Source organism: Bartonella sp. OD88NMGDW, assembly GCF_042193775.1.
Classification (GTDB): Bacteria; Pseudomonadota; Alphaproteobacteria; order Rhizobiales; family Rhizobiaceae; genus Bartonella; species Bartonella grahamii.
Genome location: NZ_JBHIMA010000004.1, coordinates 1 through 15,127, shown reverse-complemented (window position 1 = coordinate 15,127; position 15,127 = coordinate 1). Strand labels below are relative to the sequence as shown.

General features: G+C 38.5%; 12 protein-coding genes, 3 tRNA genes and 1 pseudogene. 2 read left to right on the top strand and 14 right to left on the bottom strand.

The genetic code is table 11. The features are described 5' to 3' along the window. Window positions 1-13: 13 nt before the first annotated feature. From ACFIJR_RS04370 to ACFIJR_RS04305, 14 genes and pseudogenes are all read right to left on the bottom strand, one after another. The gene (locus ACFIJR_RS04370) at window positions 14-1,483 is read right to left on the bottom strand and encodes an NADH-quinone oxidoreductase subunit M (RefSeq protein ID WP_375625906.1); all 1,470 of its coding nucleotides are present in this window, start codon (window positions 1,481-1,483) and stop codon (window positions 14-16) included. Beyond that, window positions 1,483-3,447 (bottom strand): NADH-quinone oxidoreductase subunit L, encoded by a 1,965-nt coding sequence (nuoL, locus tag ACFIJR_RS04365; RefSeq protein WP_375653700.1) that lies wholly within the window; start codon window positions 3,445-3,447, stop codon window positions 1,483-1,485. Before nuoL ends, ACFIJR_RS04370 begins: the two co-directional genes overlap by 1 nt. 6 nt (window positions 3,448-3,453) lie before the next feature. After that, complete coding sequence (gene nuoK, locus ACFIJR_RS04360) at window positions 3,454-3,762, bottom strand: NADH-quinone oxidoreductase subunit NuoK (RefSeq protein WP_015856359.1); 309 nt, start codon at window positions 3,760-3,762, stop codon at window positions 3,454-3,456. Between the two features lie 14 nt (window positions 3,763-3,776). Further along, window positions 3,777-4,397 (bottom strand): NADH-quinone oxidoreductase subunit J, encoded by a 621-nt coding sequence (locus ACFIJR_RS04355; RefSeq protein WP_273723185.1) that lies wholly within the window; start codon window positions 4,395-4,397, stop codon window positions 3,777-3,779. A 93-nt stretch (window positions 4,398-4,490) separates the two neighbouring features. After that, entirely contained in the window at window positions 4,491-4,982 is a 492-nt protein-coding gene (gene nuoI / locus ACFIJR_RS04350; protein ID WP_273723184.1) for an NADH-quinone oxidoreductase subunit NuoI, read from the bottom strand. A 14-nt stretch (window positions 4,983-4,996) separates the two neighbouring features. Further along, complete coding sequence (gene nuoH, locus ACFIJR_RS04345; protein WP_375625919.1) at window positions 4,997-6,043, bottom strand: NADH-quinone oxidoreductase subunit NuoH; 1,047 nt, start codon at window positions 6,041-6,043, stop codon at window positions 4,997-4,999. 21 nt (window positions 6,044-6,064) lie between these two features. After that, window positions 6,065-8,134: an NADH-quinone oxidoreductase subunit NuoG gene (gene nuoG, locus ACFIJR_RS04340; RefSeq protein WP_375651944.1), complete on the bottom strand. Its 2,070-nt coding sequence runs from the start codon at window positions 8,132-8,134 to the stop codon at window positions 6,065-6,067. Between the two features lie 63 nt (window positions 8,135-8,197). Then, the gene (nuoF, locus tag ACFIJR_RS04335; protein ID WP_375627308.1) at window positions 8,198-9,505 is read right to left on the bottom strand and encodes an NADH-quinone oxidoreductase subunit NuoF; all 1,308 of its coding nucleotides are present in this window, start codon (window positions 9,503-9,505) and stop codon (window positions 8,198-8,200) included. Window positions 9,506-9,651: 146 nt separating this feature from the next. Continuing rightward, window positions 9,652-10,324 (bottom strand): annotated as a pseudogene (nuoE, locus tag ACFIJR_RS04330) (NADH-quinone oxidoreductase subunit NuoE). After that, entirely contained in the window at window positions 10,324-11,514 is a 1,191-nt protein-coding gene (locus tag ACFIJR_RS04325) for an NADH-quinone oxidoreductase subunit D (protein ID WP_375648394.1), read from the bottom strand. Before ACFIJR_RS04325 ends, nuoE begins: the two are co-directional and overlap by 1 nt. 121 nt (window positions 11,515-11,635) lie before the next feature. Further along, on the bottom strand, window positions 11,636-12,247 hold the full coding sequence (locus tag ACFIJR_RS04320) for an NADH-quinone oxidoreductase subunit C (RefSeq protein ID WP_375627309.1): 612 nt from the start codon (window positions 12,245-12,247) through the stop codon (window positions 11,636-11,638). A gap of 14 nt (window positions 12,248-12,261) precedes the next feature. Further along, entirely contained in the window at window positions 12,262-12,843 is a 582-nt protein-coding gene (locus ACFIJR_RS04315; protein WP_273723174.1) for an NADH-quinone oxidoreductase subunit B family protein, read from the bottom strand. Further along, window positions 12,834-13,199 carry an NADH-quinone oxidoreductase subunit A gene (locus ACFIJR_RS04310; protein ID WP_005773599.1) on the bottom strand — a complete coding sequence of 122 codons (366 nt, stop codon included), beginning with the start codon at window positions 13,197-13,199 and terminating at the stop codon, window positions 12,834-12,836. The genes ACFIJR_RS04315 and ACFIJR_RS04310 overlap by 10 nt, the downstream gene beginning before the upstream one ends. A 298-nt stretch (window positions 13,200-13,497) precedes the next feature. After that, window positions 13,498-13,574: transfer RNA gene (locus ACFIJR_RS04305), tRNA-Asp, on the bottom strand. A gap of 174 nt (window positions 13,575-13,748) precedes the next feature. Between ACFIJR_RS04305 and ACFIJR_RS04300 the strand changes: the two genes are divergently transcribed. Further along, window positions 13,749-13,824: transfer RNA gene (locus ACFIJR_RS04300), tRNA-Val, on the top strand. A gap of 697 nt (window positions 13,825-14,521) precedes the next feature. Then, window positions 14,522-14,611: transfer RNA gene (locus tag ACFIJR_RS04295), tRNA-Ser, on the top strand. Window positions 14,612-15,127 lie beyond the last annotated feature (516 nt).

Sequence of the window (15,127 nt, the reverse complement as noted above, 5' to 3'; positions counted from 1 at the left end):
ATTCTTCCCTTATCTAGTGCAGTTTATTGATGAGGGTTTCTACGGAAAACGCCGTTGCTTTAAGAATAGGCGTTGGATAGATACCAAAGAATATTGTAAGAACAACCATTGGATAAAGGATGAATTTTTCTCTTAAAGAAAGATCTATTAATACTTTTAAATTCTCTTTATCCAAGGAACCAAAAACCACACGCCTATAAAGATAAAGGGCATAGGCTGCCGATAAGATAACACCTGTTGTTGCTAAAACAACAACCAATTTATTTACTTGAAAAACACCTATTAAGGTTAAAAATTCACCCAAAAATCCTGAGCTTCCAGGCAAACCAACATTTGCCATAGTAAAAATTAAGAAAACAACAGCATATTTAGGCATATTATTCACTAAACCACCAAACGCTGAAATTTCACGTGTATGCAAGCGATCATAGATAACCCCAACACAAAGAAACAACGCTGCTGAAACAATTCCATGGGATAGCATCTGATAAATAGCCCCTTGTATCCCTTGTTCATTCGCAGAAAAAATGCCCATTGTCACATACCCCATATGAGCTATTGAAGAATAAGCAATAAGCTTTTTGATGTCATTTTGAACAAGTGCAACCAACGACGTATAAATAATAGCGATAAGTGATAATGTGAAAATCAAAGGTGCAAAATCTGCTGAAGCGATAGGAAACATAGGCAAAGAAAAACGAAGAAAACCATACCCACCTAATTTGAGTAAGACACCAGCTAAAATAACGGAACCCGCTGTCGGTGCTTCCACGTGAGCATCAGGAAGCCATGTATGAACCGGCCACATTGGCATTTTAACTGCGAAAGAAGCAAAAAATGCAAGCCATAACCATATTTGCATATGAGCAGGAAACTGGTAATTGAGTAAAGTTGGTATATCAAGTGTCCCAGCCTCCCAATACATAGCCATAAGAGCAACCAGCATAAGCACTGAACCAAGTAAAGTATATAAGAAAAACTTTATACTTGCATAAACACGACGTGCTCCACCCCATACACCTATGATGATAAACATTGGAATAAGGCTACCTTCAAAAAAAACATAGAATAGCATTGCATCAAGAGCACAAAAAACGCCAATAATCGCAACTTCTAGAAGAAGAAATGCAATCATATAAGCCTTTAATCTCTCTTTAACATTTTCCCAACTTGCTAAAATACAAAAAGGCAAAAGAAAAGCCGAGAGAACAACAAAAAGAATAGAAATACCATCAACCCCCATATGATAGCTAATGCCCCCCCCTAACCAACTGGACTTTTCAACCATTTGAAAATTTGGGTTGCTAGAATCAAATCCTATCCAAATAATTAAAGAAATAATAAAAACAAATAGAGTCGTAAAAAATGCGACATTACGTATATTATGGCGTGCTACTTCACTATCATCTTTGATAAACAAAATCAGAAGCACACCAATAAGTGGCAAAAATGTAACCGTAGAAAGAATAGGCCAATCGGTCATTAGTTTACGCCCCCGATCATCATCCATGTAATGAGTAATGCAACGCCGATAAGCATTGCAAATGCATAGTGGTAAAGATAGCCTGTTTGCAATCGAACAATTCTATTTGTAATATCAACAACACGCGCTGCGATACCATTAGGACCTAAACCATCAATAATTTTACCGTCTCCCACTTTCCAAAGAAAAGAACCAATTCTAAAGGTAGGACGAACAAATAAAAAGTTATATAATTGATCGAAATACCATTTTTGGTAAAGAAAATTATATGCTCTTGGCATAATACGAACCATTTTCTTAGGAAGAGATGGAATAGAAACATAAAATAAATAAGCTAAAATAAACCCAAGAACCATCGCTATAAATGGCAACCATTTTACCCAATTAAAAACATGGTGGGAATCATGAAGAATGTGATTGTGGCTGCTTGTAAATAATGCTCCCTTCCAAAAAGCATTATACAAGTCACCAAAAAAGTAAGGTTGGAAAACGACACCAGAAAATATTGCTCCAATAGATAAAAGAAAGAGTGGAATCAACATAACTGGAGGCGATTCATGAACATGATGCATAACATCAACTGTTGCCCGTGGTTTACCATGGAATGTCATAAAGATAAGCCGCCATGAATAGAAACTTGTTAAAAAGGCAGCAAAAACAAGAAGATAAAAAGCATATCCTGAAGCAATATTATGGGATGCAAAAGCAGACTCTATAATCGCATCTTTCGAGAAAAAACCTGCAGTCCCGAAAAGTGTTCCTGGAATCCCAACACCGGTCAATGCAATGGTCCCGACCATCATCATCCAATAGGTGACCTTTATATGTTTGCGTAACCCACCCATTTTTCGCATATCTTGTTCATCAGATACAGCATGAATCACAGAACCTGCACCAAGAAACAATAAGGCTTTAAAAAAAGCATGCGTAAAAAGATGAAAGACAGCAGCGCCATAAGCTCCAACACCTAATGCCACAAACATATAACCAAGTTGAGAGCATGTAGAATAAGCAATAACACGCTTAATATCATTCTGCACCAACCCCACAGTTGCTGCAAAAAACGCTGTTGTTGCACCAACAATAATAATCACGGTCAAAGCAGTCGAAGAAAGTTCAAAAATTGGCGACATACGCGCAACCATAAAAACACCAGCCGTTACCATTGTAGCGGCATGAATAAGCGCTGATACAGGGGTTGGCCCTTCCATTGCATCAGGCAGCCAAGTATGTAAAAGAAATTGTGCTGATTTTCCCATCGCACCAATAAATAATAAAAGACATGTAATGGTAATTGCCGTCTGCCCATCAAATTGCCAACCTAAAAATGTCATATTTTGTATAAAGCTATTGTTTGCAGCTTTTGCAAAAATAGAGGCAAAATCAACCGATTGGAATAAAACAAAAATACTAAAGATTCCTAAGAGAAAACCAAAGTCTCCAACACGATTGACCACAAAAGCTTTCATTGCAGCCTTATTAGCAGAATCGCGCTGAAACCAAAAACCAATGAGTAAATAAGAAGCAAGTCCTACACCTTCCCATCCAAAAAACATCTGAATCAAATTATTGGAGGTCACCAACATAAGCATCATAAATGTAAACAAAGAAAGATAAGAAAAAAAACGAGACCTTGAAGGATCATGGTGCATATAACCAATTGAATAAATATGCACCAATGCCGAAACACTGTTCACAACAATAAGCATGACAGCTGTTAATGCATCAACATGTAAAGCCCAGTTAAAGCTTAAGTCAGCAACAGTCATCCAATGTAATACCAATACGTCAATCTTTGGAATATGACCAAGTGCAATACTGAAAAATGCTATCCACGATAATATGGCAACAACAACCATAAAGCTACATGTTATCAATTCACTCGCACGATCTCCTATCGTTTTTCCACCCAGTGCAGCAATTAAAAAACCCAAAAGCGGAAGAAAGACAATCGTATAATACATCACTGGTTAGCCTTTCATTACATTAACATCTTCAACCGCAATGGAACCACGATTACGGAAAAAAACGACCAGAATTGCTAAACCAATGGCAGCTTCAGCAGCTGCTACGGTTAAGACAAATAAAGCGAATATCTGACCAACGAGATCATGAAGAAATGCTGAAAACGCAACAAAATTGAGATTAACTGAAAGCAATATAAGCTCAATGGACATCAAGATAATAATCACGTTTTTTCTGTTGAGAAAAATTCCAGCAATACCAATTGTAAACATCAAAGCAGAAACAGTGAGATAATGTGTAATATCAATATACATCTACATAGCCCCCCTTACATACCTTTACCTGATTCAACTTGTTTGATTTCAATGGCACTTTCTACCGTTCTAGAAACTTGCTCCGCAATAGATTGCCGCTTTACTCCTAATTTATGACGAAGTGTTAAAACAATAGCCCCAATCATTGCAACCAATAAAATCATTCCAGCAATTTGAAAATAGAAAACATAATCCGTATAGAGAATATCTCCTAATGCTTGTGTATTTGTTCGCTGCGCTAAATCTGGCATTGGTTGCGTAACATGTGTTCTCAAAACTGGAGAAAAATAGCTACTCACAAAAACAACAATCAATTCTACAGCGATAATAACACCAATAAGAGCTCCAATAGGAGCATACCGAAGAGTTCCACTCTTTAACTCAGCAAAATCAACGTCAAGCATCATAACGACAAACAAAAATAAAACAGCGACAGCTCCTACATACACAACAAGCAGAATAAGCCCTAAAAATTCTGCTCCTGCAAGCAAAAATAAAGCTGCTGCATTAAAAAATGCGAGAATTAAAAACAAAACAGAATGCACTGGATTGCGTGCTGTAATAACAATAACTGCACTTGTTAGCATAATAAAAGCAAACAAATAGAAAAATGCCGCCGCTAGATCTGTTAGCATAGGCTTCTCCTTAATTATTCAAACAATTGGTATAAACTTCATACCAGATTACAATTTATCGGAAAATATCCGACACCTCATTTAACGATACACTTAGCGATAAGGCGCATCCATCAATATATTGCGAGCAATTTCTCGCTCCCAGCGATCTCCATTTAATAAAAGCTTTTCTTTATCATAATAAAGTTCTTCACGTGTTTCCGTCGCAAACTCAAAATTTGGACCTTCGACAATAGCTTCAACCGGACAAGCCTCTTGACAAAAACCGCAGTAGATACATTTAACCATATCGATATCATAACGAACAGTTCTACGCGTACCATCATTGCGCCGTGGTCCAGCTTCAATTGTAATCGCTTGAGCAGGACAAATTGCTTCACATAATTTACAAGCAATACACCTTTCTTCACCATTTGGATAGCGACGCAATGCATGCTCACCGCGAAAACGCTGAGATACAAAGCCTTTTTCATAAGGATAATTAATCGTGGGCTTTGGTGAAAAAAATTGACGCATGGCTAAGAAAAAAGCACTCACAAATTCCAATAGAAGAAGTGACTTTGCCGCCTGAATAAAACCTGACATCGTAAAATCTCCTCTTAAACGAAATCCGTAAACTTTAAAAAAGCAGCAGTTATCACAACCATTGCTAGTGAGAGAGGAAGAAAAACCTTCCAACCAAGCCGCATGAGCTGATCATAGCGATAACGTGGAACAAATGCTTTAACCATAGCAAACCAAAAAAATACAAAACAGACTTTTAAAATAAACCAAATGATACCAGGAACCCAATTAAGCCACCAAACATCTAAAGGTGGCAGCCAACCGCCTAAAAATAGAATAGTTGTTAATGCGCACATTAAAACAATCGCAACATATTCACCAAGAAAGAAAAGCATGTAAGGCGTTGAAGAATATTCTACCATATGACCAGCTACAAGTTCAGATTCTGCTTCCACCAAATCGAATGGAGGACGGTTTGTCTCTGCAAGCGCAGAAATAAAAAATATAATAAACATTGGAAAAAGGACCAACCAATTCCAATCGAGAAAGCTGTTAAAAGGAAGACCAAGAGTTGTACCAATTCCAGAACTTTGTTTATGAACAATTGTTGTGAGATCCAACGAACCACTTATTAAAATGACAGTCACAAGCACAAAACCAATGGAAACTTCATAAGAAACCATTTGTGCCGCCGAACGAAGGGCTCCTAAGAAAGGATATTTTGAATTCGATGCCCATCCCCCCATAATGACACCATAAACCTCAAGAGATGAAATGGCTAAGATATAAAGCAAGCCAACATTAATCTTCGCAACCTCCCAGCCCTCATTGACAGGAATAACAGCCCAAGTTGATAAAGCAAGTGTCGCTGAAACAAAAGGAGCCAAAAGAAAAACACCCTTATTTGCACCTGCAGGGATAATAGGCTCCTTAACAACAAATTTAATTAAATCTGCAAAAGACTGTAACAAACCCCATGGACCAACAACATTTGGTCCACGACGCAATTGCACCGCTGCCCAAATCTTTCTATCTGCGTAAAGAAGATAAGCAACTAAGATCAAAAGAACGACCAAAAGAAGAAGTGTTTTTCCAACTATAATGAGTAATGGCAACAGCCAAGTCATAAAGAAATCATACATCATTATTCCTTTTCCTTTGCCTTACTTTATAGTTTGCGTAGCACGGTTTTTTGCAAGAGATGAACATTCAGCCATAACAGCAGAAGCACGTGCTATCGGATTTGTTAAATAAAAGTCTTTAACCATAGAAGTAAAGGTGTGACTCTCTAGAGAAACCATTTTTGAACCAAGCGCCTTAAGACCACTTATATCAGAAGGTACTATATCATCAACAGCACAAAGGTGTGGATAATCATTAAACAAGCATTGTCTTAATTGAGAAAGAGAATCAAAAGGGAGCCTTTGTCCTAAAATATCCGATAAAGCACGCAAAATAGCCCAATCTTCTTTTGCTTCACCTGGAGCAAAACCAGCCCGATTTGTCATTTGGACACGTCCTTCTGTATTCACATAAAGCCCTGATTTTTCAGTGTAAGCAGATGCAGGCAAAATAACATCAGCAGCATGTGCACCATTATCACCATGGCTACCAATATAAACTGTAAAAGCTTTTGTATTGGCTAATTCTACTTCATCAGCACCAAGTAAAAATAAAACTTCACAGGTTTTAAGAATATTTGCAACCCCAAGCTTAGAAGTAAAGCCTATGTCCAATCCTCCAACAATCGATGCTGCATTATGAAGAATCCCAAACCCATTCCATTCTTCACTAAGAGCACCAATATTGTCAGCTAATTTAGCAAGACTTTTTAAAACAGATAAACCTTCATTTCCTGAAACAGCTCCCTCTCCGATAAGAATAAGGGGCCTCTTCGCTTCTTTTAAGACATTTAAAAAAACATCCTCTCCACGAATAAGTGTCGTTAATGTATCACTCCCAGATCCAAGATAAGAATAAGGATAACGTAAATCGACTTTCTCTCCAATTAATGCAATAGGAAAATTTCCCATCCGTTGGCGCTTTAAAATACGCGCATTTAAAACAGCCGCTTCATGACGTGGATTAGATCCCACAATAAGCAGTGCATCAGCCTGTTCAATACCTGCAATTGTAGGATTAAAAATATAACTCGAACGCCCAAACTCAGGCGATAAAGCCCCCCCTCTTTGGCGACAATCAAAAAGCGTTGAGCCCAAAGAACTCAATAATGCTTTAAGGGCATACATTTCCTCAACAGACGCAAGATCTCCAGCAATCGCTCCAATTTTTTCTGGCAAGGTTTTAGAAACCACCATTTTAATTTTTGCAAAAGCTTCTGTCCAACTGACAGGCTGAAGCTTTCCATCTTTGCGTACATATGGCCTATCAAGCCGCTGAGTGCGCAATCCATCCCAAATAAAACGCGTTTTATCAGAGATCCATTCCTCATTTACATCTTCATTCGTACGCGGCATAATCCGCATAACCTCACGGCCACGGCTATCAATACGGATCGCACTACCAAGCGCATCCATCACATCAATTGATTCCGTTTTTACCAATTCCCACGGACGAGCATGAAACGCATAAGGTTTTGAAGTTAAAGCTCCCACCGGACAAAGATCAATAACGTTTCCCTGTAATTCAGATGTCATAGCTTTTTCAAGATATGTCGTAATTTCAGCATCTTCGCCGCGACCGATCAAACCAAGCTCAGAAATACCTGCGACTTCTGTTGTAAATCGAACACAGCGTGTGCAATGGATACACCGTGTCATAACTGTCTTCACAAGTGGCCCAATATATTTATCTTCTACAGCACGCTTATTTTCACTATAACGAGAACAATCACGCCCATAAAGCATTGCTTGATCTTGAAGATCGCATTCTCCCCCTTGATCACACACAGGACAATCCAAAGGATGATTAATGAGAAGAAATTCCATAACACCTTCACGTGCTTTTTTTACCATCGCCGTATTGGTAAAAATCTCAGGTGCTTCACCGTTAGGCCCCAATCGTAAATCACGAACCCCCATAGCACAAGAAGCCTGAGGTTTCGGAGGACCACCCTTAACCTCAACCAAACACATACGACAATTTCCAGCAATTGACAAAGATTCATGAAAACAAAAACGTGGAATTTCTGCCCCAGCCGCCTCAGCAGCCTGAAGCAACGTGTAGTAATCAGGAACTTCAATCTCTTTGCCATCAACTTTGATATTTATCATCACCCATCCAACCTGCGGATAACCCACTTAAAATTTGCATTCGGCTGCTCTTTAAAAAATCTTCTATCCTACAGCTTCTAAAGCAATATTTTTGCTTTGGACTACATTTCGCGTGTATTCATCAATTCTACGCTCGATTTCCGGACGAAAATTACGTATCAACCCCTGTACAGGCCATGCGGCAGCATCACCAAGCGCACAAATAGTGTGTCCTTCAACCTGTTTCGACACTTCAAACAAAAGATCAATCTCGCGTTTTTGCGCTCTTCCCTCAACCATACGCCCTAAAAGACGCATCATCCACCCCGTCCCCTCACGACACGGTGTACACTGACCACAACTCTCGTGCTTGAAAAAAGCAGCTATACGCCAAATTGCCTTGATAATATCGGTTGATTTATCCATAACAATCATTCCCCCCGTGCCAAAAGAAGACCCAACATCTCGCATCCCATCAAAATCCATGATTGCATCGATCATATCCTCACCACGGACAACTGGACAAGAAGCTCCCCCTGGAATAACTGCTAAAAGATTATTCCATCCACCACGAACACCACCCGTATGTTTTTCAATTAATTCACGGAATGAAACACCAAGAGCGTCTTCAAATGTACAAGGTGCATTAACATGCCCTGAAACCATAAATAATTTCGTTCCAACATTATTTGCTCGTCCGATTGATGAAAACCACGAAGCACCCCGCCGCAAAATCGTTGGAACTACAGCAATGGACTCTACATTATTTACTGTTGTTGGACAGCCATAAATCCCCATATTGGCAGGAAATGGTGGTTTAAGCCGAGGTTGTCCCTTTTTCCCCTCAAGACTTTCAAGAAGAGCTGTTTCTTCACCACAAATATAAGCACCAGCTCCATGATGAATAACAATATCACAAGCATGCCCATATTTCGTTTTTTTGCCAAGTAAACCTGCATCATAGCATTCATCAACGGCAGCTTGAAGCGCTTCACGTTCACGGATATATTCACCACGAATATAAATAAAAGCAACATTGGCTCCCATAGCAAAAGTAGCAATTGCACATCCTTCAATCAAAGTATGGGGGTCATGACGTAAAATATCACGGTCTTTACAAGTTCCAGGTTCAGATTCATCGGCATTGACAACCAAATAATGAGGACGCCCATCATTCTGCTTTGGCATAAAGGACCACTTCATTCCGGTAGGAAAACCAGCACCACCACGACCGCGTAAACCCGATGCCTTCACCTCATCAATGATCCAATCACGACCTTTGTCAATCATCTCTTTCAGACCATTCCAATGCCCACGCAACATCGCAGCCTTTAATGATTTGTCTTTTAAACCATAAATATTGGTGAAGATACGATCTTTATCAGCTAGCATACCCCACCTTTTTTTCTATTACCCATAGCATTTTCCGCTTTTCCTCAAATGCAATTTTTAAATATCTTTTCAAAACTTCTTACTTTTCATTAAATGTTGCCATCATGGGTAGAATAATAAAATATTTTCTCAAGAAAAATACTTAATTATGTTCCCACTCTTTCCTTATCCTTTTTGGGTGAAGACTTAAGAGATCTTTTTTTCCTTCTCATCATCAATAAGAGAAGTTAAACCACTAATCGGTTCCGACGACTTACGGCTACTTTGCGGACCAACCGTTATCTCAGAACCTTTCCCAGCTTCAAATGCATCAATAATTTCTTCAAGACGCTCAGCTGTAAGATCTTCATAAGTATCTTTAAAAATCATAACCATCGGAGCATTCACACAAGCACCAAGACATTCTACCTCTTCCCATGATAAGGTTCCATCCTGATTGGTAACAAAAGGTTCATGATGAATTTTTTTCTGACAAACTTTAATCAATTCACCAGATCCACGTAACATACAAGGGGTTGTACCACAAACTTGAATATGCGCTTTTGTTCCAACAGGCTTAAGCTGAAACTGAGTGTAAAAAGTTGCAACTTCCAGAACACGAATATAAGCCATAGAAAGAATCTGAGCAATATGCTCAATCGCGGCACGTGTCACCCAACCATCTTGCTCTTGAGCACGCATTAATAACGGAATTACAGCAGACTGCTCACGCCCTACAGGATATTTCTCTATAGTATTTTTTACCCATATCTGATTTTCTTTTGTAAAAGAAAACTCAGCGGGCTGATAAAATTCATCTGCAAGACGGCGTACGGACATTAGCGATCAACCTCCCCAAAAACAATATCAATCGAACCCAAAATAGCTGTAGCATCCGCCAGCATATGACCTCTGGTTAAAAAATCCATAGCTTGGAGATGCGCAAACCCAGGAGCACGCAACTTGACACGATAAGGCTTATTGGTTCCATCAGAAACAAGATAAACACCAAACTCACCCTTCGGAGCTTCCACAGCAACATATACTTCTCCAGGAGGCGTATGAAAACCTTCCGTATAAAGCTTGAAATGATGAATTAGTGCTTCCATCGAACTTTTCATTTCACTCCGTTTCGGTGGTACAACTTTGCGATCCAAGCTCGAAACCGGTCCATTTTTTTCAGTACTCAGCAAACGCTCCACACATTGGCGCATAATTTTTGCTGATTGACGCATTTCTTCCATACGAATAAGATAGCGATCATAACAATCGCTATTCTTACCTACAGGAATATCAAATTCCATTTCATCGTAACATTCATAAGGCTGACTTTTACGTAAATCCCATGGAACACCAGCTCCACGAATCATAACCCCAGAAAAACCACGTACCCAAGCTTCATCAATACTTACAACGCCAATATCCACATTACGCTGCTTAAAAATCCGATTCGGGGTTACAAGCGCATCAAGTTTTCCGAGAGAAACAAGAAATGGATCAATAAAATCACCAATATCTTCAACTAAAGATTCTGGTAAATCTTGATGCACGCCACCGGGACGAAAATAATTTGCATGAAGACGAGCGCCACAGGCACGCTCATAAAAAATCATCAATCTTTCACGCTGTTCAAATCCCCAAAGCGGTGGCGTTAAAGCACCAACATCCATTGCCTGTGTCGTTACATTAAGCAAATGATTAAGAATACGCCCAATTTCAGAAAACAAAACACGTATTAATTGCCCTCTTTTAGGAACTTTAATATCCAATAACTTTTCAATAGCAAGAACAAAAGCATGTTCCTGATTCATAGGAGCAACATAATCCAAACGATCTAGATAAGGAGCCGCTTGAAGATAAGTTTTTGTTTCCATTAATTTTTCGGTACCGCGATGCAATAGCCCAATATGTGGATCCACACGCTCAACAACTTCGCCGTCCAACTCCAAAACCATGCGCAAAACCCCATGCGCGGCAGGATGCTGCGGACCAAAATTGATATTAAAGTTTCGAACATTGACCTCAGCCACAATCAACCCCTTGCCTTTTAAAAAACTTCATATCAAATATCAAAAAAATCTATCATACTAAAAAATATTTAATTATTTAAGAAACACAGTACTCTAATATAATGCCTTATCAAAACCAATATTATTTTTTTTCATCCGCTTTTCCATCACATGGCAAAGTATACTGGCCCCCTTCCCAAGGAGAAAGAAAATCAAAATTACGCATCTCTTGACGCAAAACAACAGGCTCATAAATTACCCTCTTTGCTTCATTATCATAACGACATTCAACAAATCCTGTCACAGGAAAGTCTTTGCGTAAAGGATATCCTTCAAACCCATAATCTGTTAAAATTCGTCTCAAATCCGGATGTCCTGAAAATAAAATCCCATACATATCATACGTTTCACGTTCATACCACTCTGCGCCAGGATAAACCGTACAAGCTGAAGCAACAGGAGTATTTTCATCCGTACGAACTTTTACACGTAAGCGTAAATTCTCACGAGGAGATAACAATTGGTAAGAAACATCAAAGCGCTTATCGCGAGAAGGATAATCCACACCACTAATGTCTGTGAGATTAATAAATTGACAGCGCGAATCATCACGAACAAACATTAAGACATCGATAATTGCATCAAGACGTGCCACAATGGTCAATTCACCAAAAGCAATAACAGTCTCTTCAAGCTTATTTTTTAACTTGTTTTCCAAATAAGCAGCAAGTTCAACCAAAGTTTCATCCATCATGACAAGAAAACTCTCTATCGCTCTATAGATCCGGTACGACGGATTTTTTTCTGTAGCAACAATATGCCGTATAATAATGCCTCTGCTGTAGGTGGGCACCCTGGAACATATATATCGACAGGCACGATACGATCACATCCACGCACTACTGAATAGGAATAATGATAATATCCCCCACCGTTTGCACATGATCCCATAGAAATCACATAACGTGGCTCTGGCATCTGATCGTACACTTTTCTTAAAGCAGGAGCCATCTTATTTGTTAGAGTACCTGCCACCACCATCACATCTGACTGACGGGGTGAAGCTCGTGGCGCATAGCCAAAACGCTCATTATCATAATGAGGCATTGAGCATTGCATCATTTCGATAGCACAACAAGCCAAACCAAAACTCATCCACATTAAAGAACCGGTGCGAGCCCAAGTAATCAAAGCATCTGCCGAGGTAACTAAAAAACCCTTATCTGATAATTCAGCATTAATATCACGAAAAAACTTATCATCAGATCCTATCAGCCCACCAGTATTTGGATCAATGATTCCTTTTGGTTTTGGAGCTGCAATCGTTGAATTATTAGATCTTAATTCCATTCCAGGGCTCCTTTTTTCCATTCATATATAAATCCAATAGTCAAAATCGCTAAAAACACAATCATCGACCAAAAGCCAAACATACCTATCGATTCGAATGAAACAGCCCAAGGAAAAAGAAAAGCAACTTCAAGATCAAAAATAATAAATAAAATTGATACCAAATAGAAACGAATATCAAACTTCATGCGTGCATCACTAAATGAATTAAACCCACATTCATAAGCCGATAACTTTTCAGGATCGGGGGAACGATATGCTACAATGTAAGGTGTAATCAACAAAACTCCAGCAATAACCGCTGACACAATAATGAAAATCAAGACTGGCAAATAAGAGCTCAATAAATAAGCCATAACCCTCTTCCATCGTAACGAAACATCTGAGTTTAACACAATGATTCAATATTGCGAAACCAAACAGACAAATTTAACAATCGCTCTATTAACTCTATTCATACTGCTTCAAAGGCATACAGAGCGATACTTTTCTTATCGGCATAGGTAACGCAGAGCAAAGAAAGACGCAAGCCCTATTCTTATAAACCATATAAAAAGGAAGAAAAAACACATTTATCCCCCAATCGAATACTCCACCACCTCACTCATAGCATATGGACATTTTAAAAAGAAAATTTCATAAGGAATCATGAAATGGCGCGAGTGACGGGGCTCGAACCCGCGACCTCCGGCGTGACAGGCCAGCACTCTAACCAACTGAGCTACACCCGCGCATTTTTTTTCGAACCAATTTAATTTGGTACAAGCGGTCGTGTAAGGGGTTCATGCGTTTATGTCAAGAAGGATTATGCATTTTTAAAAAAAATTATCAAATACCATCTTTATTCTTGCGTTTAGAAAAATTTTTCCTTAAAGAGTCTCCATTCAATTGCTGGTCATTGCATTGGGCGATTAGCTCAGCTGGTAGAGCGCCTCGTTTACACCGAGGATGTCGGGAGTTCGAGTCTCTCATCGCCCACCATTTTATTTTGTAAATAAATTTTTGTTCTAAACATACTTATGAATGAATCGGCTTTAAAAACCTTGTCTATTAAAGTTTATGCTTTCTGCCTCTGCATAATTTAACGTTTTTAAGTTCTATTCTTGAAAAACTATGCAATACCTTAACAAGCTATCTATTGATCTAAGCGTATTGTTCAATAATATTTTCTTCCGTTCCAACTAACTTTTTGCTTATCCCACAAAAAAAAGTATTATAAATACACCTAATTTCCAGTCATATCTGGAAGAGATTTTAAACTGTCGATGCAAATCTTACATAAAACTTTTCCAAATAGTGCAAACCAGCCATTCCCTCCAAGATACCCTTTAGACGCACTAGATATCTGAATAGAATAAATATCTGGAAAGATAAAATAATTCAAAAATACACGCCCGCAAAGAATTTAATATAATTTATCAAATATTTTCAACTGAACCTTTCTTATTATTACGAATATCGGTCGTTAAAACTTAAAAAAATATTGCTTTGTGAAAAATTTTTAAACAGAAAAAACGATCATGTTTAAAAATGAAACCGTTAGATAACACACTCAAAGAATTGACTTATGAAGAATTATTTTAATTGAAATTTAAATAGTTTTACAAAGAACGCTTTAAAATGCCCATTAAAATGATTGACCTTTTACAAGAAATTTGTCAAAAAGCATATCCAGTTTGGAGGGGTGGCCGAGCGGTTTAAGGCACCGGTCTTGAAAACCGGCGTGCAGGAGACTGTACCGTGGGTTCGAATCCCACCCCCTCCGCCACAGCACTTTTATGGTGCTTGTAGCTTGCCAGCGGGTTTTGTATATTTTGCCACTGTAGCTTGCCAGCGGGTTTTGTATATTTTGCCACTAGGTTTTGTACCAATTTATTTTTTTTCAAAGAGTTTTAAAGTGGTTCTCAAAGGATCTTCAAAGACCTTTCAAAGATCATTTAAAGCCTCTTTTTCTTTTCTGCTCAAAATCGCAATTTGAGATGATCAATGTAGCTTGCCAGCGGGTTTTGTATATTTTGCCACTAGGTTTTGTACCAATTTATTTTTTTTCAAAGAGTTTTAAAGTGGTTCTCAAAGGATCTTCAAAGACCTTTCAAAGATCATTTAAAGCCTCTTTTTCTTTTCTGCTCAAAATCGCAATTTGAGATGATCAATCAAATTGACTGATAATTTTTCTGTATCCTAAGCACATTATTCAGAACATTATCAAAAAGAGAAGCGTTTAAGGAATTCGGTCAACTTGACCAAATTGCTCTTCAGTCTGCAATTGTGCAATGTTTGCACC